At 66.0% G+C, this 26,512-nt stretch carries 20 protein-coding genes; 5 read left to right on the plus strand and 15 right to left on the minus strand.

Annotation, left to right across the window (positions count from 1 at the left end; all coding sequences use genetic code 11):
* The 14 genes from FBR05_08370 to FBR05_08435 all read right to left on the minus strand — a co-directional run.
* The coding region (locus tag FBR05_08370; protein MDL1872209.1) for a DUF255 domain-containing protein at positions 1 to 636 on the minus strand (636 nt) is incomplete at its 3' end.
* A 269-nt stretch (positions 637 to 905) separates the two neighbouring features.
* Positions 906 to 1,616, minus strand: a complete 711-nt coding sequence (locus FBR05_08375) for a hypothetical protein (GenBank protein ID MDL1872210.1) — start codon at positions 1,614 to 1,616, stop codon at positions 906 to 908.
* Entirely contained in the window at positions 1,613 to 2,152 is a 540-nt protein-coding gene (locus tag FBR05_08380) for a sigma-70 family RNA polymerase sigma factor (GenBank protein ID MDL1872211.1), read from the minus strand. Before FBR05_08380 ends, FBR05_08375 begins: the two co-directional genes overlap by 4 nt.
* A 51-nt stretch (positions 2,153 to 2,203) precedes the next feature.
* On the minus strand, positions 2,204 to 3,376 hold the full coding sequence (locus FBR05_08385) for a hypothetical protein (GenBank protein MDL1872212.1): 1,173 nt from the start codon (positions 3,374 to 3,376) through the stop codon (positions 2,204 to 2,206).
* A gap of 50 nt (positions 3,377 to 3,426) precedes the next feature.
* A complete protein-coding gene (locus FBR05_08390) occupies positions 3,427 to 4,008 on the minus strand; it encodes a DUF4331 domain-containing protein (GenBank protein ID MDL1872213.1) in 582 nt (193 codons plus the stop codon).
* Between the two features lie 39 nt (positions 4,009 to 4,047).
* Positions 4,048 to 4,809, minus strand: coding sequence for a DUF4331 domain-containing protein (locus tag FBR05_08395; GenBank protein MDL1872214.1), 762 nt, complete (start codon positions 4,807 to 4,809; stop codon positions 4,048 to 4,050).
* A gap of 93 nt (positions 4,810 to 4,902) precedes the next feature.
* Positions 4,903 to 5,613 carry a hypothetical protein gene (locus FBR05_08400; GenBank protein ID MDL1872215.1) on the minus strand — a complete coding sequence of 237 codons (711 nt, stop codon included), beginning with the start codon at positions 5,611 to 5,613 and terminating at the stop codon, positions 4,903 to 4,905.
* The gene (locus FBR05_08405; GenBank protein ID MDL1872216.1) at positions 5,610 to 6,500 is read right to left on the minus strand and encodes a DUF692 domain-containing protein; all 891 of its coding nucleotides are present in this window, start codon (positions 6,498 to 6,500) and stop codon (positions 5,610 to 5,612) included. The genes FBR05_08400 and FBR05_08405 overlap by 4 nt, the downstream gene beginning before the upstream one ends.
* Before the next feature lie 120 nt (positions 6,501 to 6,620).
* Entirely contained in the window at positions 6,621 to 7,127 is a 507-nt protein-coding gene (locus tag FBR05_08410) for a hypothetical protein (GenBank protein ID MDL1872217.1), read from the minus strand.
* A 152-nt stretch (positions 7,128 to 7,279) separates the two neighbouring features.
* Positions 7,280 to 8,662, minus strand: a complete 1,383-nt coding sequence (locus FBR05_08415) for an amidophosphoribosyltransferase (protein MDL1872218.1) — start codon at positions 8,660 to 8,662, stop codon at positions 7,280 to 7,282.
* A 7-nt stretch (positions 8,663 to 8,669) separates the two neighbouring features.
* Complete coding sequence (gene purL, locus FBR05_08420; protein MDL1872219.1) at positions 8,670 to 10,886, minus strand: phosphoribosylformylglycinamidine synthase subunit PurL; 2,217 nt, start codon at positions 10,884 to 10,886, stop codon at positions 8,670 to 8,672.
* Between the two features lie 17 nt (positions 10,887 to 10,903).
* Entirely contained in the window at positions 10,904 to 11,587 is a 684-nt protein-coding gene (purQ, locus tag FBR05_08425) for a phosphoribosylformylglycinamidine synthase subunit PurQ (protein MDL1872220.1), read from the minus strand.
* Positions 11,588 to 11,590: 3 nt separating this feature from the next.
* The gene (purS, locus tag FBR05_08430; GenBank protein MDL1872221.1) at positions 11,591 to 11,830 is read right to left on the minus strand and encodes a phosphoribosylformylglycinamidine synthase subunit PurS; all 240 of its coding nucleotides are present in this window, start codon (positions 11,828 to 11,830) and stop codon (positions 11,591 to 11,593) included.
* Between the two features lie 12 nt (positions 11,831 to 11,842).
* The gene (locus FBR05_08435) at positions 11,843 to 13,138 is read right to left on the minus strand and encodes an adenylosuccinate lyase (GenBank protein MDL1872222.1); all 1,296 of its coding nucleotides are present in this window, start codon (positions 13,136 to 13,138) and stop codon (positions 11,843 to 11,845) included.
* Between the two features lie 213 nt (positions 13,139 to 13,351).
* Between FBR05_08435 and FBR05_08440 the strand changes: the two genes are divergently transcribed.
* Positions 13,352 to 18,424 (plus strand): GAF domain-containing protein, encoded by a 5,073-nt coding sequence (locus tag FBR05_08440; GenBank protein MDL1872223.1) that lies wholly within the window; start codon positions 13,352 to 13,354, stop codon positions 18,422 to 18,424.
* Between the two features lie 5 nt (positions 18,425 to 18,429).
* On the opposite strand, the gene FBR05_08445 is transcribed toward FBR05_08440, so the two are convergent.
* A complete protein-coding gene (locus tag FBR05_08445) occupies positions 18,430 to 19,023 on the minus strand; it encodes a hypothetical protein (GenBank protein ID MDL1872224.1) in 594 nt (197 codons plus the stop codon).
* A gap of 267 nt (positions 19,024 to 19,290) precedes the next feature.
* Here FBR05_08445 and FBR05_08450 point away from each other — a divergent pair, with 267 nt between their 5' ends.
* The 4 genes from FBR05_08450 (at position 19,291) to FBR05_08465 (ending at position 26,505) form a co-directional block, all read left to right on the plus strand.
* Positions 19,291 to 20,775: a hypothetical protein gene (locus FBR05_08450; GenBank protein ID MDL1872225.1), complete on the plus strand. Its 1,485-nt coding sequence runs from the start codon at positions 19,291 to 19,293 to the stop codon at positions 20,773 to 20,775.
* 309 nt (positions 20,776 to 21,084) lie between these two features.
* Positions 21,085 to 21,858 (plus strand): hypothetical protein, encoded by a 774-nt coding sequence (locus FBR05_08455; protein ID MDL1872226.1) that lies wholly within the window; start codon positions 21,085 to 21,087, stop codon positions 21,856 to 21,858.
* A 183-nt stretch (positions 21,859 to 22,041) separates the two neighbouring features.
* Entirely contained in the window at positions 22,042 to 25,779 is a 3,738-nt protein-coding gene (locus FBR05_08460; protein MDL1872227.1) for a tetratricopeptide repeat protein, read from the plus strand.
* A gap of 426 nt (positions 25,780 to 26,205) precedes the next feature.
* Positions 26,206 to 26,505: a hypothetical protein gene (locus tag FBR05_08465; protein ID MDL1872228.1), complete on the plus strand. Its 300-nt coding sequence runs from the start codon at positions 26,206 to 26,208 to the stop codon at positions 26,503 to 26,505.
* The last annotated feature ends 7 nt before the right edge of the window (positions 26,506 to 26,512 follow it).

The following is a 26,512-nucleotide window of genomic DNA, read 5'->3' on the forward strand; positions in this document are numbered from 1 at the left end:
GAGCGTCCGGCGCGCGCGCCGGGCCTCGGCGGCGTCGCCCGCTTGGGCGCGGCGCAGCGAGTACTCCACGCTGTCCGCGTCGAGGAACTTGTGATTCAGGCGTAGGCCGCCCAAGGCCTCGTCTTGGGCCGCAAGGTGCCGTCGGCGCAGCTCCGCCCGCAGCTCCGGCGACAGCGCCCCTTCCGAAAGGTCGACGGCAACGAGCGCCTCGGCCTCGGGCAAGACCCGATCGGGATTCTCCGAGGCGCTTCGCAGCAAGGCGAGCATCTCGTCGGCGGGGAGGAAACCCGCCCGCTTCGCGAGCTCGCGGCCCGAGGCATTGAAGACGATCGTCGCCGGCCAGCCGTAGTCCCGATAGCGGTTGGCCAGGTCGGGACGCGAATCCTGATCGACCCGCACCGGGATGAAGCGCTCGCGGATCAAGCCCGCCACCTTGGGGTCGGCGTAGGTCTCCTTGTCCATCACGTGGCACCAGTGGCACCACACCGCCTCGAGGTCCAAGAGCACCAGGCGATTTTCACGAACGGCGCGCTGGAATAGATCCTCCGACCAAGGCTGCCACGGAATGGCCCCCGATCCAGCCATCGCGGTGCCGGAGGACAAAAGCCAAAACAAGAATGCCCAAAGTCTTCTCACCCTCCCCTCCTACATCCAAGACGAGGCAATCCCGAATCCCGAGACATAGCCCCATTCCCAGACCTGCCGGTAGAGCTCGGCCAGAGAAGAATGGGCGACCAGCCACTGCATCGCCGGAAACATGCCAAAAAATATCAATACTATCAGTAAGTTATAACGCACAACCGACCTCCTGTTTGAGATAAACAAGATACGGCGAGGAGACGGCCTTGGATGCAGGAGCATCGGCCTGGAATTTAAGGCAGGAACCAGGCGCCGCTTGGAAAGACTTAAATGGAATAGAGAGAGGCCTGGAAGAGCACCGGACCGGTGGGCGCGCCCGTTGGCGAGCCGCCCTTAGGCTCGAGGCTGACGGCCAGGCCGGCGGCGCCGGCCAAGACCTTCAGCTTCTCCTCGCTGAGCGGGAGCTCCGCGGTGCCGCTCTTCGGCAAGAGACCCAAGGAGACCGGCGCTTGATCCTTGCCGGGCAGCATCCAGAGCTCGAGGGACTTGTCCGCGGCGGTCTCGGGCGGCTTCATCGCGGTGACCTTGATCCGCTTCTCTCCCGGCATCACGGTCAGCAGGAAGGCGGGCTCGGCGGATTTCGGGTCCTGGATCATCGCGACGTGGCTGGGCGGCGCCAGTTCGGGGACGCGCGGCCCGAAATTGACATAGACGATCAGGAGGACGGCCAAGGCACTCGCGAAGAGGGCCAAGGGCTTCCAGATCCGTAGGTCGGACCACAGCCCCTTCGGCTCGAAGCGGCGGCGCAGCTCGGGGTTATCCTCGCAGACCTGCTCCCAGATCCGAGGCGGCGGCTCGACCGGCTCGATCCCCTCGACGACCGAGTTAAAACGGGCCTCCCAGGTCTCCACGGCGCGCCGTAGGAAGGGATAGTACTGCATGTAGCGCTCGAAGCGCCGCCGCGCGGGGCCGGAGAGGGTCCCCAGGGCGTATTCGCCCGCGAGGACCTCATAGCGATTTGGATCGTGAAACTTCATCCTTCGAGACACTTCCTTAATTGGTCCAGGCCGCGGCGCACCCAGGTCTTGACCGTGCCGAGGGGCTTCTTAAGCGCCGCGGCGAGCTCCATGTGGGTGAGGCCGCGCCAGTAGGCCAGCGAGAGGCTTTCCCGCTGTTCCTGCGTCAAAGTCTCCAGACAGCGCTGCAGGGCCTTGGCCTCCATGCCCTGCGCCGCTTGGTCGAAGGGCCCGGGTCCTTCGTCCTGCAAGTTCTGGATAGGGCCTTCCGGGTCGATCAGGCTTTCGCGCTTCGCCCGGCGCAGCCGGTCGAGGGCCGTGTTGCGGACGATGCTGCCCATCCAGGTGAGCGGGGCGCCCTTCTCCCGATCGTAATCCGAGGCGTGGCGCCAGATCTTGCTAAAACCCTCCTGCAGGGCCTCCTCGGCCCACTCCCGCCTACGGAGGATACGCAGGGCCAGGGCGAACAGATGCGCGGAGGTCGCGCGATACAGCTCGGCGAAGGCGCCGGTGTCGCCTCGGCCGCAGCGGATCAGTTGTTCGGCGGTTTGCGTCATGCGATTTTGGGATTGGCGGCGATTTTTACCCGGATTCGCCTTCTCCGGCAATCAATAAGAAACCGCGGCGGAAAAACCCGAGGCGAGGCCCGGTTTGGCCCATAGCGCTCTCAGCGTCTTGGCATGGGCCTGAATCAAGACCGATGCGGTCTGGGGATCGCGGCGCAGCTTCCATTCCTCCTGCGCCAGGGACAAGGCCTCGGGGAGCTCGCGGTCCCGGCCGCGCGCCAGCAGCAATTCAGCCAGCTCGCGGCGGTGGCCGAATTCCCCCGCCGCAAGGCTCGCGCGCAGCGAGGCCTCGGCGCGCTCCCAAAGGGCCTCCGCGCCGGCACGGTCGTCTAGGGCGCGCCGCGCCTTCGCCTGCGCGGCCAAGTAGAGCGGCAGGCCCGAGACGCGGTAGGCCTCGGAGAAATAACGATCCGCCTCGCGCGGGCGGCCCCGCTTCGCCTCCAGATCGCCCATCAGGCCCAGGCTGAAGGCCGAGTCGGGACGCAGGCTTAAGGCCTCCCGCAGCAGGCCGCGCGCCGCGCGCAGCTCGCCGCGCCTCAGGTGGAAGCGGCCCCAGAGGGCCCGCATCCAGGCGCCTCCCTCCAGGTCGCCCAGGTCCTCGGCCGCGTAGGCGCGGCGGAAGTCCGCCAGCGCGGCCTCCTCCCTCCCCGCCTGCTCCTGCGCCAGGGCCCGAAGCGCGAAGGCGCCGCGACTCGGAGCGGCTTGCACCAGCCGGTCCGCGTCGCGGAGCGCCTCGGCCGTCCGGCCCAGGGCCAGGCGGCTCTCGAGACTCAAGGCCAGGGCGCCCTCGTGATCCGGATCCTGGCGCAGGATCCGTTCGGCCCGCGCGAGGGACTCCTCGAAACGGTGCCGCGCCTGATCGAGCTCCGCCAGAACCAGCTCCGCCGTAAGATTGGAGACCGGAAGCAGGCGCAGGGATTCCCTCGCCTCGGCCTCGGCCCGCTCGAACCAGCGCGGATCCCCGCGGCGGCCCAGACTGAAATAACTCGCCGCCAGCTCGGCCCGATCCAGGGCGGAGCGCGGCAGGGCCTCGACCCTCGCGCGGTAAAACTCCACAGTCGCCTCGGCGCGGCCTTCCTCCGCGACGAGGGGAAAACGGTAAGGGGCGACGCCGCCGTCCGTCGCGGCCCAAGCCAGGAAACCCAGCAACGCCGCCCCCAGGGTTGAGGAGAGTAGGAAAATGCCGCGCTTCGTATTCTTCGTCGGGTGTTTCATTGAATTCGGGACTTTCGCGCGCCGCGAAGGCCCGCGAAAGTCCCGCTCCGTCAATTCGCCGGCGCCAAGAAGGGAAAGACCGCCGCCTGGTTGAAGTCGGCCTGGCCGTTGAGCTTCTGGTGGCCCTGTCCCGGGTTGCCCGGCTCTCCCGCGTAGGAGACGTTGTCGGTCGTGATGCCGCCGCTCGTCACCACCGTGAGGGTGACGTCGATGACGTCGTCCTCCAGCTTGCGGCCGGCGCAGGGGCTGCCCGCGGCGTTGAGGCAGTTCGCGTAGGCCGCGGTCCCGACCGGGCTGGCGACCGTCGTGTCGACGCGCATCACGTCGGGCAGGAAGGCCCCCGCCGTCGCGGCGGGGTTGGCGTTGCCCACGGCCGTCAGCGTGTTGAGCGCCTCGGCGCGCACCGGGGCGGCCGCGTCGCTCAAGTCCGCCGTCGGCGGGATCTGGTTGAAGGCGTTGAGGAAGTCGGGCGTGACGATCAGGCCCTCGTTGATCGCGGGCCGGGCCAGGCGTTCGACTTGGACGAAGCTGCCCGTCCCGCCGTTGTCGCCGTTGCCGCAGCCCTGCAGGAAGGCCAGGCCGGCCAAGGAAAGCGCGGCCAGGGCCGCCGAGGATTTTCTAAAATTTTTCATGATACATCTCCTTTAATAATCGTTGGGGTTTCGCTTGGATCAGGGCGCGGTCACCAGATCGGGAATCGAGATCGTCTCCCAGACGTCGAAGACCTGCGCCCCGCTGTCGCCCGCCAGGAAGGCGATGGGGATGCGCAGCACGATGGCGTTGACGTTGTAGCCCTTGGCGAAGTCGATCGCCTCGGCGGGCGGCCGGAAGCCCACCGCGGGCCCCAGGCCCAGCGCGCCCGCGCGGACGCGGAAGAAGGCCTCGACGTCGAAGAAAAAGGGATCCTCGCGCAGGCCGGCGAAGAGCGTCAGGCTGTCGCCGCCGACATTCAGCTCGTTTTCGATCGGCGCGGCGTCGCCCAGCAGGGTCGTCTGGATCGGCATGCCGCCGGCCGTCCGGGTGAGGGTCAGGGTCTGGCCGTCGCGCACGGCGGTCAGGGTGACCGGTTGCCGGCCGGAGGCGTCGGGCGCACCGAACTCGAGGCGCAAGAGCACGTCCTCCATTCCCGTAACAGGATCGTCCCGCGTCGCGCGGCGCGTGACGTGGAACTCGTAGCGCGCCTGGGCGCTGAAATAGTACTGCTGCCGCGCCAGGGAACGCGGGTTGGTGTTCATGACGAAGATCAGGTTGGCGTTGTCGGCCTCGACGCCGCTCTGGTCTCCCTCGCGGAAGACGTAGAGGTCGGTCAGGTTAAGGCTGCGGGACTTGAGATCGGTTTCGCCGTCGTCGTGGTCGGAGGCCCGGGCGGGCGGCGCCGCGAGGGCGGCCAGCAGGGCGAGCGACACGATCGATGCGGATTTCCAGCGGAGCATGGGATCCTCCTTTTCCGTGGGTTGATTTGCAGGCCTTACGGGGCGGAGGGGCCCTTGGATGCGGGTCGAAGAGATTTTTTTAAGGGCTAGGGATTACAGGAGGATTTGCTTGGCCCGGAGGTCTTGGAGAAGGGCGCGGCCCTCGGCGAGGAATTCGGGACCGGCCTTGAGGCCGCTTTGCCGGGCCACGGCGCGCAGCAGGGCCTCCGGCTGGACCGGACCCTTCTCGAGGCGACGGATCAAGGCGGCGACCAGCGGGTTGACTTCCATGAAATGAACCTCGAGGGTTTCCGGCTCGCGCCAGAGCAGCAGGTGGTAGCGGCCTTGGGGCAGCTTTTTTGGATCGCGGAAGTCCTCGCGGATGAAGTGGACCGGCCAGCGGTACTCGGCCAGGACGTGGGCCGGGTTGAGGCGCAGCTCGCCGCGCTTGGCCTTGCCGGAGCCCTCGGGCGCGAATCGCATCGCGATCTCGAGGTACTCGTACTCCAGTAGTTCGCCGAGATAGGGGTATTTCTTCTTGAGGGGATGCGGCTTGGACTTGCAGAACTGGGCCAATTCCCAGGCCAGCTCGCGCAGGATCTCGGACTGAGGCGGGGATTTTTTCAAATAGGCCCAGAGCAGCTGCCACCACTCCTTCTCGCTTAGCAAGGATCGCGCGACCGGCGAGATGTTCTGCACGGTCTGGACCATGCGCTCGGTCACCAGCTCGCGGTAGACCTGGTAGCGGCCCTTCGGCCGATAGCCACCGTCGAAGCAGATCTTGGCCCAAAAGTTTTCCGACTGGCGCAGGGTATCGAGCCTCATCGTGCGCCTCCCGCCGCCCGCAGGGCGCCTGCGCTCGGGCGCGGGGCCGGCCGCGGCACTCGGGCCTCCGCGAAGATGCGCTTCGCCGTCGCCACCTCGGCCAGGCTCTCCTCGAGCACGGGCAGGTTATGGTCGCGCTCGATGATCACGGCCTTGGGCCGGGCCCGTTTGGCGACGTAGCGCAGCAAATCCCAGACCGGGTCGATGACCGGGGCGCCGTGCGTGTCCAAGAGGAAGTCCTGATATTGAATATGACCCGCGACGTGGATGTGGAGCACGCGCTCGTAGGGGAGGTCGCGGAGATACTCGTAGGGGTCGAAGCCGTGGTTGACCGCATTGACGTAGATGTTGTTGACGTCGAGCAGGAGCGAGCAGTCGGCCCGCTCGGCCACCTCGCGCAGAAACTCCCACTCCGGCATCTCATCCTTGCCGGCGGAGGCGTAATACGAGACGTTCTCGATCGCGAAGGGCATCTCGAGGTAGTCCTGCACCTGCCGGATCCGCGGCACGACGTGGCGGATCGCCTCGCGCGAGAGCGGCAACGGCAGCAGGTCGTGGAACTGCGCGCCCAAGACCGAGGAGTAGCAGAGGTGGTCGCTCATCCACAGCGCCCTCGCCTCTTTCAAAAAAACCCTCAGCTCCTTGAGAAATTTCCGCGACAGCGGGTGCAGGCTGCCCACCGAGAGGCTGAGCCCGTGGATCGCGACGGGGTAGCGCTCGGCCAGCTCGCGATACTGGCGGTAGAGCTTGCCGCCGGTCTTCATGTAGTTTTCGGGGGCGATCTCGAGGCAATCGAGCTCGGCGGGAAGGCGGGCCAAGAGGTCGTCGACGTTCTCGCGACGCAGGCCCAGGCCGACTCCAAGATTTTTAATTCCCGCTACGGACATATTCGCCTCGCAGTAACCTCAATCACGGGTCTTTCCATAGTCCGACAAAATTGAAATAAGTAAGGTCGGCCGGGGGTCCGGCCCCGACCGACCTCGAAGCACGTAATGCGCGGAGCGCGATTACTTCGCCGCGCCGCAAGCGCCGGCGCCGCAACCCTTGCTGGCGTCGGTCTTCTTCGCGTCGGTCGCGGGAGCCGCCTTGGCGTCCTTCGCGTCGGTCTTCTTGTCCCCGCTGCAGTGCTTGTCGCCGGAGCACTTCTTGTCTCCGCTGCACTTCTTATCGCCCGAGCACTGCTTATCGCCGCTGCATTTCTTGTCGCCGGAACATTTCTTGTCCCCGCTGCACTTCTTGTCGCCCGAGCACTTCTTGTCTCCACTGCACTTCTTATCCCCGCTGCAGTGCTTGTCGCCGTCCTTCTTAGGGGCCGGCGTGGCGGCCGGGGTCGTCGCGGCGGCCTTTTTGTCCTCCGCGCGGGCCTGGCGGTAGCCGACCTTCATCTCGGCGGTCTGGAAAAACTTCGCCCCCGATTGGGTGTTCGCCGTCACGGACAGGCCGGGACCGGAGAGCACGAGACCGGCCAAGGCCGAGCCCAGTAACAGTTTTTTGTTCTTAGACACCTTCGACATAGAGTCCTCCATGAGTGGTTTTGGTTAGGAAACTCCCTGTATACGGGAGCGATGGTGCTTTGGATGCGGCGAATCTAAGGAAGTAACAATTAATTGTAAAGGGAAAGTCCGGAATAGCGTACAGGAGTAAAATCTCCATATTTATCGCGGGACTAAACCTTCACCTCGCGCTCGGGATTGGCGTTGGGATAGTCGGTCAGGGGGACCGGGAACTTGCCGGAGAAGCAGGCGTCGCAGTACCACTCGTCGTGGTTCTTGTCGAAATAGAACATGTTCTCGATCGAAAGGTAGGCCAGGGTGTCGCAGGTGATGTAGCGCCGGATCTCGTCGAGGCTGTGCGTCGCGGCGATCAATTCATTGCGGTCCGGCGTGTCGATGCCGAAGAAGCAAGGCCACTTGGTCGGGGGGCAGCTGATGCGGAAGTGCACCTCTTTGGCGCCGGCGTCCCGCAGCATTTTGACGATCTTGCGCGAGGTGGTGCCGCGGACGATGGAGTCGTCGATCAGGACGATGCGCTTGCCTTCGACCAGCCCCTTGACGGCATTCAACTTGACCTTCACGCCGAAGTGCCGGATCGAGTCGCTGGGCTCGATGAAGGTGCGACCGACGTAGTGGTTGCGGATCAGCCCCAGCTGGAAGGGAATGCCGGACTCCTCGCTGTAGCCCAGGGCGGCGGGCACGCCCGAGTCGGGGACGGGCACCACCATGTCGGCCTCGACGGGGTGCTCCTTCGCGAGCTGGCGGCCGAAACCCTTGCGCACCTCGTAGACGTTGCGGCCGAAGATCGTGCTGTCGGGGCGGGCGAAATAGACGTGCTCGAAGATACACATCGCCTTTTTCTTCGGGACGGGAAAGGGCTTGTAGGACTTCATGCCGTCCGCGTCGAAGACCAGGACCTCGCCGGGCTCGACCTCGCGGACGAACTTGGCCTCGACCAGGTCGAGGGCGCAGGTCTCGGAGGCGACGATGGGGCTGCCATTTAAGTCGCCCAAGACCAAGGGGCGCCAGCCGTAGGGGTCGCGCGCGGCGATCATCCGGCTCTTGGTGAGGATGAGCAGCGAATACGAGCCCTCCACCCGCTTCAGCGCACCGATGATGCGGCCGATCAGGTCCTTCTCGTGGAAGGAGGCCAGCAGGTGGATGATGACCTCGGTGTCGGTGGTCGACTGGAAGATCGAGCCGTGGGCCTCGAACTCGCCCTTCAATGTCTGGGCGTTGACCAAGTTGCCGTTGTGCGCGATCGCGATCTCGCCGCGGGAGTAGTCGAAGACCAGGGGCTGGGTGTTTTTCAGCTGCGAGGCGCCGGAGGTGGAATAGCGAACGTGGCCGATGGCGTTCTTGCCCGTCAGCTTGTCGAGCTTGCTCTGGTTGAAGATGTCGGCCACCAGGCCCATGTGGCGCTGGGCGTGGAGCTTGTCGCCGTCGGCGGTGACGATGCCCGCGGCCTCTTGCCCGCGGTGCTGGAGGGCGTAGAGCCCCAAATACGCGATCCGCGAGGCCTCGGGGTGATTATAGATGCCGACGATTCCGCACATAGATAGGTCAGTTCCTCTTCAAGAGCTTCTCGAAGCCATCCTCCCAGACCCGGCGCAGCCGGTCCATAGGCAAATCGAGATAAGGCCCCAGCTGAAAGGCGCCCGGACGGACTTGGCCGAGACGGGTGAGCGGCTGCGCCGCGGCGGCGGCCAGCTGCTCGAGGGTGGCCGCCTGTTCCGGAGCGACCGAGACGAGAATGCGCGAGGCGCCCTCGCCGAAGAACAGCTCGGCGAGCTTCCGGCCCTCGAGGCCGGGCGCCAGGGAGATCTCGACGCCGGCGGCCTGCGCGGGATCGGCCAGGCAGGCCTCCGCCAGGGCGACGGCGAGACCGCCGTCGGAAACGTCGTGGGCCGAGCGGATCAGGCCCTGGTCGATGCAGCGCAGGAGAAAATCTTGCAGGGCCTTCTCGCGGGCGAGGTCGAGGGGCGGCGGTTCCCCCGCAGTCTTGCCGTGGATGAAGCTCAAGTACTCGCCGGCGCCAAGGCCGCCGGCGAGCTCGCCCAATAAAAAGACCGCGTCGCCGGCCCGCTTGAACCAGGCCGTGACGTGCTTGGAGACGTCTTCCATCAGGCCGACCATGCCGATGGTCGGCGTCGGAAAGATCGAGACGCCGTTCGTGTCGTTGTAGAGGCTGACGTTGCCGCTGACGATGGGGGTGCCCAAGGCCCGGCAGGCCTCGCCCATGCCCTGCACCGCTTGGGCGAACTCCCACATGATCTCCGGCTTCTCGGGGTTGCCGAAGTTGAGGCAGTCGGTGACGGCCAGGGGCCGCGCCCCGGTGCAGGCGATGTTGCGGGCGGCCTCGGCCACGGCGTGCTGGGCGCCGAGCCGCGGGTCGAGGTAGCAGTAGCGGCTGTTGCAGTCGGCCGTGACCGCGACGCCCTTCTTCAATCCCTTGATCCGCAAAAGCGCGGCGTCGCCGCCGGGCAGGATCACGGTGTTGGTCATGACCATGTGGTCGTACTGGCGGTAGACCCAGCGCCGGCTGCAGAGATTGGGCGAGCCGAGCAGCTTCAGCAGGGTCTCGCCGGGGTCCTGCGGCCAGGACAAGGCGTTCCAGTCGAGGGCCTGGCGGGATTTCAAATCGGCGGGCCGTTGCGGGCGGTCGTAGAGCGGCGCCGCGTCGGTAAGCGGGGCGATGGGCAGCTCGGCGACGATCTTGCCGTCTTTCTTGAGCCGCATCCAGCCGTCGTCGGTGACCCGGCCGACGACTACGGCATCGAGGTCCCATTTCTTGAAGGTCGCGACGACCTTGTCCTCGCAGCCGCGCTTGGCGACGAGCAGCATGCGCTCTTGCGACTCGCTGAGCATCATCTCGTAGGGCGTCATCCCCTCTTCCCGGACCGGGATCTTGTCCAAATCCATCTCGATGCCGCTGCCGGAGCGCGAGGCCATCTCGAAGGAGGAGCTGGTCAGCCCCGCGGCGCCCATGTCTTGAATGCCGACCAGGACGTCCTGGGCCATGACCTCGAGGCAGGCCTCGAGGAGGAGCTTTTCGGTGAAGGGGTCGCCGACCTGCACGGTGGGGCGCTTCTCCTCGCTCTTTTCGTCGAACTCGCCCGAGGCCATCGTCGCGCCGTGGATGCCGTCGCGGCCGGTCTTGGAGCCGACGTACATGACGGGATTGCCGACGCCCTCGGCCAAGCCCTTGAAGATGCCGTCCTTGCGGACCAGGCCGACGGTCATGGCGTTGACCAAAATGTTGCCGTTGAAGGAGGCGTCGAAGAAGACCTCGCCGCCGACCGTGGGGATGCCCATGCAGTTGCCATAACCCGCGATGCCCGCGACCACGCCGTGGACGAGGAAGGGGGTCTTGGGGTGCTCGGCGGCGCCGAAGCGGAGCGAGTTGAGATTGGCGATGGGCCGCGCGCCCATGGTGAAGACGTCGCGCAGGATGCCGCCCACGCCGGTCGCCGCGCCCTGGTAGGGCTCGATGAAGCTGGGGTGATTGTGCGACTCCATCTTGAAGGCGACGCCCCAACCCTCGCCGATGTCGACGACGCCGGCGTTCTCGCCGGGACCTTGAATGACCTGGGGGCCGTCGGTCGGGAGTTTCTTTAGATGGATGCGCGAGCTCTTGTAGCTGCAGTGCTCGGACCACATCACCGAAAAGATGCCGAGCTCGACTAAGTTGGGCTCGCGTCCGAGGATCTCGAGGACGCGGCCGTACTCCGCCTCGCTGAGGCCGAATTCTTGGGCTTGTTGTAGCAGTGATTTGGTCATGATGTCGAAGCGCTTCCCTACGAAGCCAGCAAACTCTCGAAAATCCTCTTCCCGTCCTCGCAGCCCAGGAGGGCCTCGCTCACCCGCTCGGGGTGCGGCATCAGGCCGACGACGTTGCGACGGGCATTGCAGACGCCCGCGATGTTGTTCAAGGAACCGTTGGGGTTGGCCGCCTCGCTCGCCTCGCCCTGAGCGTCGACGTAGCGGAACACCACCTGCCCCTCGCCTTCCAATTTTTTCAAACCCTCGGCGTCGATGAAGTAATTGCCCTCGCCGTGGGCGATGGGGATCTTCAGCACGCTCCCCTTGCCCGCCCTGCGGGTGAAGGGCGTCTCGGCGCTGTCGACGCGGATATTAGTATAATCGCAAAGGAACTTGAGCGAGCGGTTGCGGATCAGCGCGCCGGGCAAGAGCCCCGCCTCGGTGAGGATCTGAAAGCCGTTGCAGATGCCGAGGAGCGGCCGGCCCTCCTGGGCGAAGCGTTGGACCTCTTTCATCACGGGCGAGAACTTGGCGATGGCCCCGCAGCGCAGGTAGTCGCCGTAGGAGAAGCCTCCGGGAATCACCACCGCGTCGCAGCCCTTCAGGTCGGCGTCCTTGTGCCAAAGGTAGACCGCCTCGAAGCCCAAGATCTTACCGACGACGTGGTAGAGATCATGGTCGCAGTTGCTGCCGGGGAATACGACGACGCCGACTTTCATCCGCTATAAAATCTCCACTTCGAAGTTTTCGATGACCGTGTTCGCGAGCAGCTTGTCCGAGAGCTGGGCGAGGCGCTCCTTGGCCTGCTTGGGATCCTGGGTGCCCAGGTCGATCTCGAAGGACTTGCCGACCCGGACGTCCCGAACCTCCTCAAAACCCAGGGCGTGGGCGGAATTGAGGATCGCCTTGCCTTGGGGGTCGAGGACGCCGTTTTTCAGTTTTACCGTGACTTTGGCTTTCATAATTTCTCGTCCCTAGGCCCCGAATACCCGCTTAAAGATATGCCCCACGTGCTTCAGGTGATGCTTCAGGTCGAAGATCGCGTCGATCTCCTTCGGGCTTAAATGTTTGCGGACCTGCTCGTCCTGCTTCAGCAGCGCCGCGTAATTCTCCCGTGTCTCCCAGACCCGCATCGCCAGGCGCTGGACGACGGCGTAGGCGTCCTCGCGCTTCATCCCCGACTCGACCAGGGCTAGCAGAACCTGCTGGCTGTGCACAAGGCCGCCCAGCTTCTCGAGGTTTTCGCGCATTCGCTTGGGGTAGACGACCAGGTTTTCCAGCAGGTGCGTCAGTCGCCCCAGCATGAAGTCGAGCGTCACCGTCGCGTCGGGGCCGATCACCCGCTCGACGCTGGAATGGCTGATGTCGCGCTCGTGCCAAAGCGGCTGATTTTCGAAGGCCGAGACCGCGTAGCCGCGGATCAGGCGCGCCAGGCCCGACAAGTTTTCCGAGAGGATCGGGTTGCGCTTGTGCGGCATCGCCGACGAGCCCTTTTGGCCCGGCGAGAAATACTCCTCGGCCTCCAGGACCTCGGTGCGCTGCAGGTGGCGGACCTCGACGGCGATCTTGTCGACGGTGCCGGCGATCACGGCCAGGGTCGCGAAATAAAATGCGTGGCGGTCGCGCTGCACGATCTGCGAGGAGGCCGGCGCGGGCTTCAGCCCCAGCTTCTTCATGACGTATCGCTCGATCGCGGGCGGCGCGTGGGCGAAAGTCCCGACCGCCCCCGAGCACTTGCCGAAGGCGATCTGCTCGATGGCCAGCGCGAGGCGCTCGCGGTTGCGCTTCATCTCGTCGTACCAGATCGCCAGCTTGAGGCCGAAAGTGATCGGCTCGGCGTGGATCCCGTGGGAGCGCCCCACCTGCACCGTCTCTTTATATTGATGGGCCTTGCGCTTGAGGACCTTGAGCAGCTGATCGAGGTCTTGCAAAAGGATCCGCCCCGCGTCGCGCAGCTGCATGGCGAGGCAGGTGTCGAGGACGTCCGAGCTGGTCAGCCCCATGTGCAAAAAGCGCCCCGAGGGCCCGACGAACTCGGCCACGCAGCTGACGAAGGCGATGACGTCGTGCTTGGTGATCGCCTCGATGGCGTTGATCCGCGCGATGTCGAAGCGGGCCTTCTTTTGGATGTTCTTTAAATCCTGGGCGGGGATCTTCTTCAATTTCGCCCAGGCCTCGCAGGCGGCCACCTCGATGTCCAGCCAGCGCTGGAACTTGGCCTGGGGCTCCCAGATCTGGACCATTTGCGGGCGACTGTATCTCTCGAGCAAGGGGCACTCCGAAGGGTATTTAGTAGCAAGATCAATAGGTTCGAAGGACGAGCGCTGGATAGTATAGGGGCCCCGGCGACGCAAGGGGAAAAACCGGAAAAGCCGGCGAAATTCCCCGTGACCCACTTCCAAAAGGTTATGCATAATATTCAAAAGGAATAATTTGAATTGAATAAGCGCTATCGATTGGAAAGGGTCCTGGGAGAAGGCGGGATGGGTCGCGTCTACGCCGCCTGGGACGAGCTTAGGCAGCGGCCGGTCGCGCTCAAGTCGCTGCTCGCCTTTCGCGACGCCTCGGCCCTGGCCGAAGAATTTCGCCTGCTCACGCGTCTCTCCCACCCCAACTTGGTCGAGATCTACGACTTCCACCGGGAGGCGGGGGAGGTCTGCGCGGGCGCGGAACTTCAGGGGCCCTGCTTCGCGATGGAATTTTTGGAAGGTTCTCCCCTCGACCGGGCGGGGCTCGAGGCCGCGCCGGAAGCCGCACCCGAACTTTTGGCTCAATGGCTCGCCGGGCTCCAATACCTCCATGCGCGCGGCGTCCTGCACCGCGATCTCAAGCCCGCCAACTTGCTCCGTCTCCGCGACGGCCGCCTGAAGCTCTTGGACTTCGGACTCGCCGGCGAAGCGGATGACGCGGCGGGCCCGCGCGGGACGCTCGCCTACTTGGCGCCGGAGGCCTTCTTCGGAGCCTACGAGGCCCGCAGCGACCTCTTTTCCGTCGGCGCGATCTGCTACGAGCTGCTGTCCGGCCAGGCGCCCTACCCGCAATGGCCGCCGGCGGATCCCGCGGCGCTGCCCGCGCCCCCCGCCCTGGCGCGGCTGCGTCCGGAAATCCCGGACTGGCTCGGCGACCTCGTCGCGCGGTTGCTGCAAGCCTCTCCCGCCGAGCGACCCTCCTCGGCCCTCGCGGTCCTGCAATACCTGAGGCGCCACGGCGTCGCGCTCACCCCCGCGCTCGCCGAAGACAGGCGCGCCGCCTTGCCGCCGCGCCTCGATTACCAGAGGCCGGAAGGCCTTTTTTCCGAGCTCGAGCAAGCCCTGCTCGCGGATTCGGGGGCCGGAAAACCGGAGATCCTCGCCGTCTTCGGCGCCACCGGCAGCGGGCGCAGCCGCCTCCTGGAGGAGTTGCGATGGCGCCTCCAGCTCCGCGGCCGCGCCTGGGTCGCGCTGCCGCCGCAGCGGGAGGGCGATTGGCCGGCGGCGGTGCCGGGCCGGCCCGGCCTTCCCGAGAGCGCCCGGGGCGCCTCCGTGCCGGAGTCCTTGGAAGCCCTCTTGTCGCGGCGACCCGGCGAGGCGGCGGTCCTGGCCTGCGAGGACGTCCACCTCTGGTCGGCGGCGGCTTTGCAATCGCTGACCTTGTTTCTGCGCCTCTGGCCCAAGACCGGCGCCTCGCTGCGGCTGATGCTCGATGGGAACCGCGACTACCGATCGCTCGAAATGGATAAGCTGCGAACGGCCCTCGACGCCCAGCCGCGCGCGGCGACGCGGGAGCTGCCCGAGCTCAGCCCCGAGCAAAGCGAGGCCCTCCTGCGCTCGGCGCCCCTGGAAGCCCCTCCCTCCGACGATTGGATCCGCCGAACCGCCCAGGCCGCCGGTGGCATCCCCTTGCTGTTGATCGAAGCCCTGCGCCGGGGCCTCGCGAGCGACTTCGCCGCGGAGCCGGAAGGGCCCGAGGCCCTGCCGGAACGGCTTGCCGAATCCTGTCGCCGCCGTTGGCGGAATTTATCCGCCGACGCGCAACGCTGGCTGACCCTGCTGCTCGCCCGCGGCGACTTCGCCGAGCTGGGGGAGCTGCGCGAGCTTTGGCCCCGCGAGGCGGGGGATTTCGAGTCTGCCCTCTTCGCCTTGGAAAACCAGGGTTGGTTGCGCGGCGACGCCGAGCGCCCGCAGCGGCGCGCCTTGGCGCAGCCTTCGCTTCGCGCGACGCTCCTGCGATGCCCCGAGCCCGGGGCGCTCCGCGAGGCCCATCGCGCCTGGCTTGACCGGCTCATGAAAAACGCCCCCGCCCTTCCGCAGCCGGACGCCCAAGCGGTCGAGATCGCGGCGCAGGCCTTCGGCGCAGGCGACGCGGCGCTCGCCAAGACTTGGGGCCTGAAGGCCGCCGAATACTTCGAGGACCGCGAAGAACCCGAGGCCGCCCTGGCCTGGTACCGCCGCCTGCTCCCCCTCACCGCCTCCCCGGAGGACCGCTACCTGCTTCAGGGCAGCATGGCGCCGCTGCTCTACCGCCTCGGACGCTTGGACGAGGCGCGGTTAGCCTACGAGCGATGGTTCGAGGACCGCCCCGACGACGAGACCCGGCTGCAATATTTGAAATTCCTCTTCTACACGGCGATGGTCGACTTCGCGGCCCATCGAAGCGAGGCCGCGCGCGCCGGCTTCGAGGCCTGCCTGCGGGTCGGCCCCGCGGGACGCCACGCCGCGCACCACCCCTATCACGCCCGCGCCCTGAATTTTCTCGCCGCACTGGCGAGGCGGGGGGGAAAGGCCGAGGCCGCGCGCGGCCTCCTGGACCGCGCCGCCGCGCTGGCGGGCTTGGACCCGACGCTTGCGGGGGACGTCGCGCAGCGCCGCGGTGAGCTGGAGCTGGGCCAGCTGCGCTTCGGCCCGGCCCTCGCGCACTTCCGCGCCTGCCGCGAGGCCTTCGCCCGGAGCGGTCCGGCCCAAGCCGAGGCGGTGGCCCAGCACCTGCTCGCGCTGTGGGCCCGCGACTTCGGCCGACCCCGCGAGGCGCGCGTCTTGATGGAACGCGCCCTGCGGCTCTCGCGGGAGAGCGGCGCGATTTTGCAGTGGGGGCGCACCCTCGAGAACCGCGCCCTGATCGCGGCGGACCTGGGCGACTACGGAGGCGCCTGGGCCGACAGGGAGCGCGCGGAAAAGGTCCTCGAGGTCTACGGCACCGCCGAGGACCTGCGCCTGCTGCGCCTGCACCGGGCGGAGTTCTTCGCGCTCACCGGAGAGCTGAAGGGCGCGGACGAGCTGTTGCGGCGCTTGGAGGCCGAGCCGGGCGCGACGCCGGCCTGGAAGGCCGAGCTGGCCCTGCGGCGCGGCGAGCTGGCCTTAAGGCAAAACAAGGTCGTCGCGGCCGAAGTCCGGCTCCGCCAATCCTTAGCGGAGGTCGGCGCCGCGGCGGAGCCGAAGGCGCGCCTGGCCTTGACTTGGGCCCTGTGCCGGTCCCTGGCGCTGCAAGGCAAGGTCGGGCAGCGCGAGGGCGCCCTCGCCGCGGCCTTGCAACTCCTGGAGAACCTCGAGGGCCCGCTCTACCCGTTGATGCGCCGCGCGCTGGCCTGCTGGGCCGCGGAGGCCGCGGAGATCCCGCAAAAGCTCCCGTCCTTGCTGGAGGCGCTCCGGGAAGTGGAACTCCCCGCGCTACGCCTCGAAATTTTGAAGACCACCGCGCTGGTTTTGGCGCGCCGCGGACTGCGCGGCGCAGCCGCGCGCCTGTGGCGAGATTATTGTGACGAATGGCGGCGCCTCTGCGCCGCCCAACCGGAGGTCCTGCGAATGGATATGCAAAAAAACCCGCCGCCCGAATCCCTCGACGCCGAATTGCTGGAGCTGCTCGCCGCCTCGCAGCCCGAGACCGCGACGGCCCCGCCGCCGGCGGCCCCGGCGGAATCGGGCCCTACCCCCTTGGCGACCGCCGTCCCGGCCGCCAAGGGCGAGCCCTCCGGCCTCTCCGAGCAGCGCTTCCGCCAATTCAGCGAGATCAGCCGCCAGATCGCGGGCAAGCACGACTTGGGCGAGATCCTCGATCGGGTGATGGACGCGGCGATCGAGTTCACCGGCGCCGAGCGCGGCTTCCTGATCCTCGAGAATCCGGCCGCGCCGAAGGGGCCGCTCCCCGGCTACGAGGTGAAGACCGCGCGGCACTTCAACCAAAAGACCCTCGCCGGCGAGGACCTGCAGATCTCGATGACCGCGGTGCGGCAGGCCATGGACCAAGGCTCGACCCTGCTCACCGCCAACGCGCAGCTGGACGAGCGCCTGAAGACCAAGAAGTCCGTGGTCCAATACCAGCTCAAATCCATCCTGGTCGTGCCGCTGGAGCTGGAGGGCAAGGTCCTGGGCGCGATCTACCTCGACCACCGCTATGCGCCCAACGCCTTCCGCGACGAGGACATCGTGTTTCTGGGCGCCTTCGCCGCCCAGGCCGCCCTGGCCGTGCAAAAGGCGCGGCTGATCGCGGAACTGCGGCAAGCCAACGCCAAACTGGAGGAAAAGGTCGAGAGCCAGGAGCAGCGCATCGCGGTGCTCTCCGACGAGCTGGCCCAGGTGCGCGACGAGCTGCGCTACGGCTACGACGAGATCATCGGCCAGTCGCCGCGGATGATGGAGCTCTTCCACGTCCTCGACCACGTCACCGATACCCTGATTCCCGTCTGGATCTTCGGCGAATCGGGCACCGGCAAGGAGCTGGTCGCCCGCTCGCTGCACCAGAACAGCTCCCGCAAGAAGGGCCCCTACGTGACGATCAACTGCAGCGCCATCCCCGAGACCCTGCTCGAGAGTGAGCTCTTCGGCCACAAGCGCGGCGCCTTCACCCACGCCGACCGCGACAAACCGGGCCTCTTCGAGGCCGCGAGCGGCGGGACGCTCTTCATGGACGAGGTCGCCGACATGTCGGCGAGCATGCAGGTCAAGCTGCTGCGCGTCCTGCAGGACGGCGAGGTGCGGCCGGTGGGCGCCAACAAGCCCGTGAAGATCGACGTGCGCCTGGTCACCGCCTCGAACAAGGACCTGCAGCAGCTGGTCGACGAGGAGAAGTTCCGCCAAGACCTCTTCTTCCGGATCAACGGCATCACCGTGCGGCTGCCGCCGCTGCGCGAGCGCAGGGAGGACATCCCGCTTTTGGTGAACCACTTGATCCAAAAGCTCGCGAAGGCCTTCAAACTGGAGCCCTGCAAGGTGAGCGAGGAGGCCTATGAGAAATTGGTCGCCTATCCCTGGCCGGGCAACATCCGGCAGTTGGAGAGCGTCCTGCGCAACGCGATGCTCTTCGCGCAGGGCAAGGCGATCACCGCGCCGCTGCTCAACCTGCCCGCGCCCGCCGAGCCCCGCGCGGGCGGCCCCTCGGCGTCGGCCGCCGGAAACCCCAAGGCCCAGGAGAGGGCCGAGGAGCGCCGACTGATCCTCGAGTCCCTGCGCCGCCACCACATGAACAAGCCGGCGGTGGCCGAAGAGCTGGGCATCACCTTGCGCTGTCTGTATTTGCGGATGGATCGCCACAAGATCCCGAAGGGAAAGACGGTTCTGGCGAAGTATTTGGGGATTTCCGCGTAAGCGGCTTATTCGGCGGCGGCTTCTTGGGGGATGCCGAATTCGAAGGTCTTTTCGATGCAGGGCTGATCGGCGCGGGGGCCCTGCTCGACGACCAGCTCGGGCTTGGGCTCCACCGGGATGACGATGGACAGGCCCTGCGATTCTTCGACGGGCAACAGCGTGTCCAAGGGACCCTCATGAGACAGCTTGTAGTCGAAGCCCACCTGCAGACCGGAGTCAACCTTGAGCTCGGTTTTGAAGAAGCCGTGCTTGTCGGCATCCGCCGAGGTGTGGGTCACCAGATAGCGGCCGGCGAGCTTGTCGGTGATCCGCAAAAATCCCACGGCGCTGTAGGTCTCGCCCGAAGGCATTTGGCTGAGCAGGAAACCTTCGATGCGGACCTTAGAATGCCCTTCTCCCGCCTGGCACAAGACCTTGGCGCGCCCGTCGCGGATCACGTAGTGGATGTTATGGATGTCCTTTTGCGGCCCGGAGAAGCCGGAGTCCATCGGCTGGGCCGCCCCGCCGCTGCCCAGGGGCGAGCCGCCGCCGCCCGGATTCGCCGCGCCGCCGGGGGCCTGGGCGCCGGCGCAGCCCCACAGCCAGAGACAGACGGCCAAGATTCCCAAAGTAGAAGGACGCGCATTCCTCATATATAGAGCTTATCGTATCGGGAGACCCGACAGTTGTCGACTCGAAGCATTTTCCCACCAATTCAAAAAATACGAAAATAATTCACATTTATTATTCATAATATTCAATTTTAATTTCGCTACCCATACAACCAATTGAAACTAAACAATTTTTAAATTCCCGCCACATGGCCCGCCGCTTGCTTTTCCTTCCTTCGTCGGCGCCGCGAAGAGGCCCGCTTCAGGAGGATCAAAATGGAAACCCAACGCATCCCAAATTCCCACCACCGCATCGGCAACAACCCCGTGAGCTCCAAGTCCCTGGCCGGCCCCGGCGGCCCGGACACCAAATCCCTGGGCGGCTACGCCGACCCGGCCCTGGTTCAATGGTTGGAGCAAGCCACCGCCTATTACAACGCGGTGATGGCCGGCGATCCCAACACGCCGCAGCCCAGCCAGGAGGAATGGAATTCCTTCCTCGCGCAATTGCAGTGGGCCCAACAGCAACTCGGACAAGGCCAAACCGGCTGGGATCCCGGCATGGGCGGCATGGGCGGTCCGGCCGGCGCGGGAGCTCAAGGCGCTCAAGGCAACGAGTTCGGCGGCATGCCGGGGACCCTCGACAACTGGGTCTACACCCAGGCCCAATCGCAGATCGGCTTCACCGGCAACGGCACCCACGACATCTGGAGCAATGAGATCATCCTTGACGTGTTTCCAGTCTCGGCCCAGGTCACGGTGGAGCATACCACCGACACCCGCTTCCAACCGCCCGAGGAGGTGGTCAAGATCGTTGTGAAGGATCCCGCCACGGGAACCGAGGCGGTCTACTTCGTCCACGATTTCGACCCGGCCGCGGGCGACACGATCGAGATCCGAACCCCCGAGGCCTCTCAGGTCAGCGACGCCGCCGGCATCGCCGCCTGGGGCGAATTTGTCGCGGGCTCCGCCCAAGGCGGCAAACCCGAGGCCAGCATCCCCGGCGTGGAGCAGCCCGACGGCAGCCTGGTCTACGAGCCGGAATTCGCCGGCGAGACCGTCGATTTCTGGGCCCAGCCCGGCGAAGACCAGACCCACCACGTCTACGCCGACGCCAACATCTCGGTGAAACCCTCCGACGAGGTCGAGTTCCGCACCGGCCTGGACGGCCAGATCGTGGTCGAGGTCACGCACAGCGACGGTTCGAAGGACACCTACATCGTCAAGAAGGGCTACAACGCCAACGTCAACGTCAACGAAGAGTACGTCAACGGCGAGATCCCGGAATCGATCCGCGACCGCGTCACCTTGAACGGCGCCGCGGACGCCTCCGGCGGCAGCATGGACGGCGCGGCCATCCTCGACGCCCTGCTCTCCGCCACCGGGCGCACGGAGAGCCAATTGCTCAACGCGCTGAAAGCGGCGGGCTACGGCGACATGACGATCGAGGAGTTCAAGGACCTGCTTGCGGAGGGGAAATTCACCCAACCGATCGACGGCAAGCTGCTGAGGTTCCTGGGCCTCTTCGACCCGACCCTGGCCGAGGCGATCCAAAGCACGCTGAACCATTCCAACGGCGATACCGAGAGCGCCTTCAAGGACATCCAAGCGCGCTTGGTCGAGCTCTTGAGCCTGCTCGATCCCAATTCTATCTATGCGCCCACCGGCGACGCGGGCGGATTCCTGGTCAACGGCGAGATGGTTCCGTTCTGGATCTGCAACACCGGCGAATACGCCGGCCAGCTGGGCACGGACGAATAAGCATCCCAGAGTTCTTTCCCTCTACATGGGGAAATACTAATCCACTGTCCCAATGAACTGGGACGGATAGACATCCAAGACTCTTTTCCCTCTACACCTTCCTTCCGGGCGCCCGCTGGGCGCCCGGTTTTTTTCCATTCCAAGGCTCGAATAAGGCATCCGGACAAAAATTCACAAGAGCATTCAAAATATTCCAATTTTAATCGCGTATTTTTATTAACTTATTGTTTTTATTAAATAAATTATTTGGCACCAACCTTGCTTTTATATCCGACAAGCCCCTTGGTGGGCCTTTTTAAGGAGGATCTCATGTTGAAGTACGCGATGATTTCGATTTCGACCCTAGGCCTGTTCTCGGCGGCGATCGTCCCGGCGCGGGCCGAGCTTGCCAAGGCGCCCGCGCCTCTGAACGCCGTTTCCAAAGTCCAGACGCCGGTCCTCGCCAATATCTGCGGCAACGGCATCGTCGAGGAGGGCGAGGCCTGCGACGGCGGCAGCAACTGCACGGCGGACTGCGAGGGCGGGATGTACAACGCGGACGCGCCCACCCAAGACGGCCCCTTCCAAAAGCAGCGCCCCGATCTCGGCAAGGTCCAGGAAGGGCCCTCCTTCGAGGGACAAAATCCCGAGGGGAATGCGCCCGGAGTCGACTCGGTTCCGGAGGTTCAGGCGGTGGATAAGCCGCAATACGGCCCCGTCAACTCGGGCCAAGGCCCCGGTCACGAACTGGCCCCGGTCGACAAGCCCGAGATCGGCCCCCTGCCCGGCCCCGCTCAATGCGGCAACGGCGCGGTGGAGTCCGGCGAGGCCTGCGACGACGGCAACACGATCACGGGCGACGGCTGCGACAGCTTTTGCCGGATTGAGGACGCCTCCGACTCGCAACCGCTGGTCGACAAGACCCCGCGGCCCGGATCGCGCGGCGAGGACTCGCGGGTCGGCTTCGGCGGCAACCCCTTCGTGAGCGGCTCGGGCTGCGCCCTGCAAGCCCTCAACCCTCAATCCGGCCCGGTCTCCGCGCTGGCGGGAATCCTGCTCCTCGCCTTGCCCCTGCTGCGCGCCTGCTTCCCGCGGCGTCGCTAGAGCTTAGAAACCCACCCTAGCCTAAGGAGGGTCCCCCATGGTGGGGGACCCTCTCTTTTTTTGGAAACACCCGAAAATCTCGTGGGCAGAGATTGGCAATTTTTGCATAATCTGCAGGTGCCCACCCCTTTCCCACCAGCGCCCGCTGATTATGAAATTCTTAAAGAATTAGGCTGCGGCGGGATGGGCCGCGTCTTCCTCGTCCGCACCAAGGTCGGCGGCGGCGAGGTCGCCTTGAAATTCCTGCAGGAAGGCCTGGACCCCGCGGCCTTGTCCGGACTGCGCGAGGAGGTCCGCCTGCTCTCGCGCCTCTCCCACCCGCGGCTGGTGCGCGTCCTCGACTATTTCCCCGCGGGCCCCTGCTACGCGATGGAATACGTGCCGGGACGAGCGCTCGACGAGGCCGCCGCGGAGATCCCGCCGCAGCGTTGGCCGCTCCTGCTCGCGCAGCTCCTCCAGGGCCTGCACTACCTGCACTCGCGGCAGCTCCTCCATCGCGACCTCAAGCCCTCCAACCTTCGCGTCACGCCGGAAGGCGATTTGAAGATCCTCGACTTCGGCCTGGCCGGCCAGGCGACAAGCGGCGCCGCCGGGGCGCCGCGCGGCACCCTCGCCTACCTTCCGCCCGAGACCTGGCTCGGCGAGTACGGCGCAGCGGCGGACCTCTTTGCCGCGGGCGTAGCCTGTTACGAGGCCCTGACCGGAAAGCTCCCTTATCGCGCCTCAGGGACCGGCCTGCCGGATTTCCGCCGGGCGCCCGAGCCCTTGGAAAAGCTCCGCCCCGACCTCCCCGACTATTTTTGCCGCTGGATCCAACGCTGCCTAGAACCCCAGCCCTCGCGCCGGCCGGGCTCGGCCCTGAGCGGGCTGAAATACCTCAACCAGCACCTGCCTCAGCCGCTCCCGCTCCCCGATCCGGGCAGCGAGCCGGCGATGCTGGAGGCCCTTCCCTTCCTCGGCCGCGAGGGCGAATGGAAAAGCTTTTGGAAATCCCGCGGCGAGGTCCGCCTCCGCGGCCCCGCGGGCATCGGCCGCAGCCGCTTCATCCGCGAGGTGAAGTGGAAGGCGCAGCTCGACGGCCTGGCCCTGCGCAGCGTCGCTTTGGGAACGAAGCGAGACTGGTGGAGAGGTTTCTTCCCAGAGGGCTCGCTCGACGCGGGACATTGGCTGGAGCTGGGTGAGGCGGAGTGGAAACGGCTCGCCGAAGATGCAGCCATGATTCTCGTCCCCGACCTCCACCTTTGGCCTCCGGAGGAGCGCCAGGAGTTGGCGGCCTTTTTAAAAATCCTCCGCCGCCGCGCGCCGCGCCTGCGCTGCGTCCTCGAGTTCGATTCGGACGCGGCGCCGGAGTTGGCGGACGAGGCCGAGGGAAGGTCCGAGACGGCGCCGCTCAGACTGCCTCCTCTCTCCGAAGAGGTGTCCCTGCAATTATTGGCCGCCGCCGATCTCGAGGGCCGCCTGCAAGCGCCCCAGCGACGGCGACTGGTCGAGGACTCCGGCGGCAACCCGCTCTTGCTTTTGGAATCGCTGCGCGCCGCCCTGCGCCCGGGCGCCGAGAACCAAGCGCTCCCGCGCAGCCTCGCGGAGGCGACGCGACTCAAGTTGGCTCGACTCTCGGATAAGGGCGCCCAGCTCTTGGCGCTGGTGACAGCCGACCCGCTCCCGCCGTCCTGGGAAGAAACGGCTGCCGAATGGGAGGGCGGCGAAGCGGCGCTCGCCGACGCGCGCCTGGAGTTGACGCAGCGGGGATTATTAAAAGAGGGCCGCGAGGCGCTGCCCCGCCTGCAACAGGCCTCGCTGCGGGAGACCCTGCTCGAGCAGCTGCCCGAGGCGTTTCGCCTTCAAGCCCACCGGCGCAGGCTGCGCCTCTTGCTGCGCCTCGCCGGCAACGAGCCCCGGACCCTTCCCGAGGCGCCGGCGATCGCCCGCCAGGCCCTCGGCGCGCAGGATCTCGACGCGGCCCTGGCTTGGGGCTTTCCGGCAACGGATGTCCTAGCTCAGCAAGGCGACGAAGCGGCGGCGGTCGAGCTCTACGGCCGCCTCTGGCCGCTCGCGCGCACGGGCGAGCAGCGCTACCTGATCCAGGGCAAGCTCGCGCCCCTCCTCTACCGCTTGGGCCGGATGAACGAGGCCCTCGCGGCCTACGACCAATGGATCCGGGATCGTCCCGACGACGCGACCCGCCTGCAGAAGGCCAAGCATTGTTTTTACACCGGCCTGGTCCTGTTCAGCATGGAGCGGAAGCCAGAGGCACAAGAGCGGTTTCTGGCCTGCCTGGAGATCGCCGACGCCGAGCGGCACGCGCCGCACCGCCCCTATCAGGCGCGCGCGCACAACTTCCTCGCGGCCTTGGCGCAGGAGAGCGGCGACTACGATGCCGCCGCCCGTCACCTGGAGACCGCGCTGCGCTTGGCCGACGCCGACACGATGCTGCGCGGCGAGACCGAACAGCGCCTGGCGGAAATGGCGCGGGCCCGGCTGGACTATGCCGCCTCAGGGGCCCACCTGGAGCGAGCGCTGGAAAACTATCGGCGCGCGAGCAACGCCCAGGCCGAGGCCGTGGCCCTGCAGTGGCGCGCGATGTTGCATCGCGAATGCGGGGCCCTGCGGGAGGCTGAGGCCGACATCGCCTCGGCCCTGGAGGCCTGCGAGCGTAGCGGGAGCGTCCTGCAGTGGGCGCGCTACCGGCTGAACGCAGCGCTGATCTCCCTCGAGGCCTCCGAATACACGACGGCGTATTTGCGAATGGAGGAGGCGGAAGCGATCCTCTCCGCCCTCGGTAACGCAACGGACCGCCTCCTGGCGAAATTCTTCCGGGCGAACTTCTTAGTTCGTACCGGACAAGGGGACGCGGCCGAGCGCCTCTTCGCCGAGCTTGAGGCCGCGCGGAATTCCATCCAAGCCCTCGGCCAGGAGAGCGAACTGGACCTGCGCCTGGGCGAAAGGGCCCTGCTCGACTTCCGCTTCGAGGCGGCGGAGGCCTTCCTGCAAGCGTCCCTTCGCGAGGCGGCCGCCTCGCGAAACCCGTTGGCGCGCTGGGAGACCGAATGGGCGCTGGCGCGTTGCCGGGCGCTGCGGCAGGCCGGCGGTCCGCCGCCGGAACATTGGCCGGAGCTCCGCGTACGCGCCGAGGCCTCGGCCTCGCCCTTGTTGGCGGTCCAGGCGCGCGCGCTGGATCAGGTCTTCGCGGGCCTCGAACCGCCGCCGGAGGCCGAGGCCTGGAAGACCTTGCTCCGCGGAATCGCCGAATTGGAGGTCCCCGAGGCGAGGGCCGAGCTCTTTCATCTGCTCGCCATCGCCGCGGGGCGCAAGGGGCTCGCCGAGACCGCAAGAAAACTTCAAGGCCGCTGCCTTTTGGAATTTTCCGAAATACGAAACCGACTGCCGGAGGAAATGAAAATGGACTTCGAGAAAAACCGCAAAGTGCAAAGCCTGGACGAGGCCTTGGGCGCCGCCGTCGAGGCCCCCGCCCCCCGCCCAAGCGCCTCCGCCGCGGCGCCGGTCCCGGCCGAGGCAATTGCCCGCGACGACCGCCGCTTCCACCGCTTCGCCGAGATCAGCCGCCAGATCTCCAAGCGCCACGAGCTCGCCGAGATCCTCGAGCGCCTTCACGGTGATGTCGGCCGCGGGAGAATCTGCCGGCACCGTGACCTCGGTGGTGTAGCCTTCGAGCTTGAAGGCCACGTCCATGGAGACTGCGCCCTTGCGATCGGTGGGCAGCAGCCGCCAGCGCAGCGCCACAAAGGAGATGAGGGTCAGCCCCAACCAAAAGCTGGGCACCGACTGGCCCAGCAAGGCCAGAAAAAGCACCAGGTTATCAAACCAACTGCCTTGCTTCAGCGCCGCCACAATGCCGACCGGAATCCCAATGATGACGGCCAGCACCAGGGCGGTGGCGGCCAGTTGCGCGGTGGCGGGTAGGGCCAGCAGGATCAGGTCGGTGGTGGGCCGGATGGCGCGAATAGACGTGCCCAAATCGCCTTGCAGCGCCCGGCCCAAAAAGCGCACATACTGCTCCAGCAAAGAGCGATCCAGCCCCATCTGCGCCCGCACCGCCGCCACCTGCTCATTCGAGGCCTGCTCGCCCAGCATCAGGCGCACCGGGTCGCCGGGGGTGATGTGGATCAACATAAAGACGACCAGCGAGGCCAGAAATAACAAGGGGATGGCTTGCAGTACGCGGCGAAGAAAATAGTCGGTGCTCATAGCACTTGCGTCGGAGAAAAATTACTGAGGGAACTGAGGGAATTTGAACGCGCCTCAGTGCAGAAACAGAAGACTTTATTGGATTAGCCCCCACCCCCTCTCCCACTCGGAGAGGGGAGTCGCGCCAGCGACGGGGTGAGGGTGCGCCCCAGTAGTTTTCCCAAATATCTTTTCTGGAATTGCCTCAGTTCCAACAAGTTCCTTGCTCGTTCCCAAACTTCCTTGCTCGTTCCCAAACTTAGTTTGGGAACGAGCAAAAACGAGCAAACGAGCAAAACCAATAAACTACTTAGCCAGAAATGCCTGATTGAAGAAGAAGAATTCGTCGGGCCGGGAAGTGAAACCTTTGAGGTCATTGCTGATGCCCAGCACTTCTTTGGGGACGTACATAAAGATAAACGGCGCGTCATCCCAAACAATGCCTTGAGCCTCGTTCAATAATTTGTCC

It is taken from the genome of Deltaproteobacteria bacterium PRO3, from assembly GCA_030263375.1.
Taxonomy (GTDB): Bacteria; UBA10199; UBA10199; order DSSB01; family DSSB01; genus DSSB01.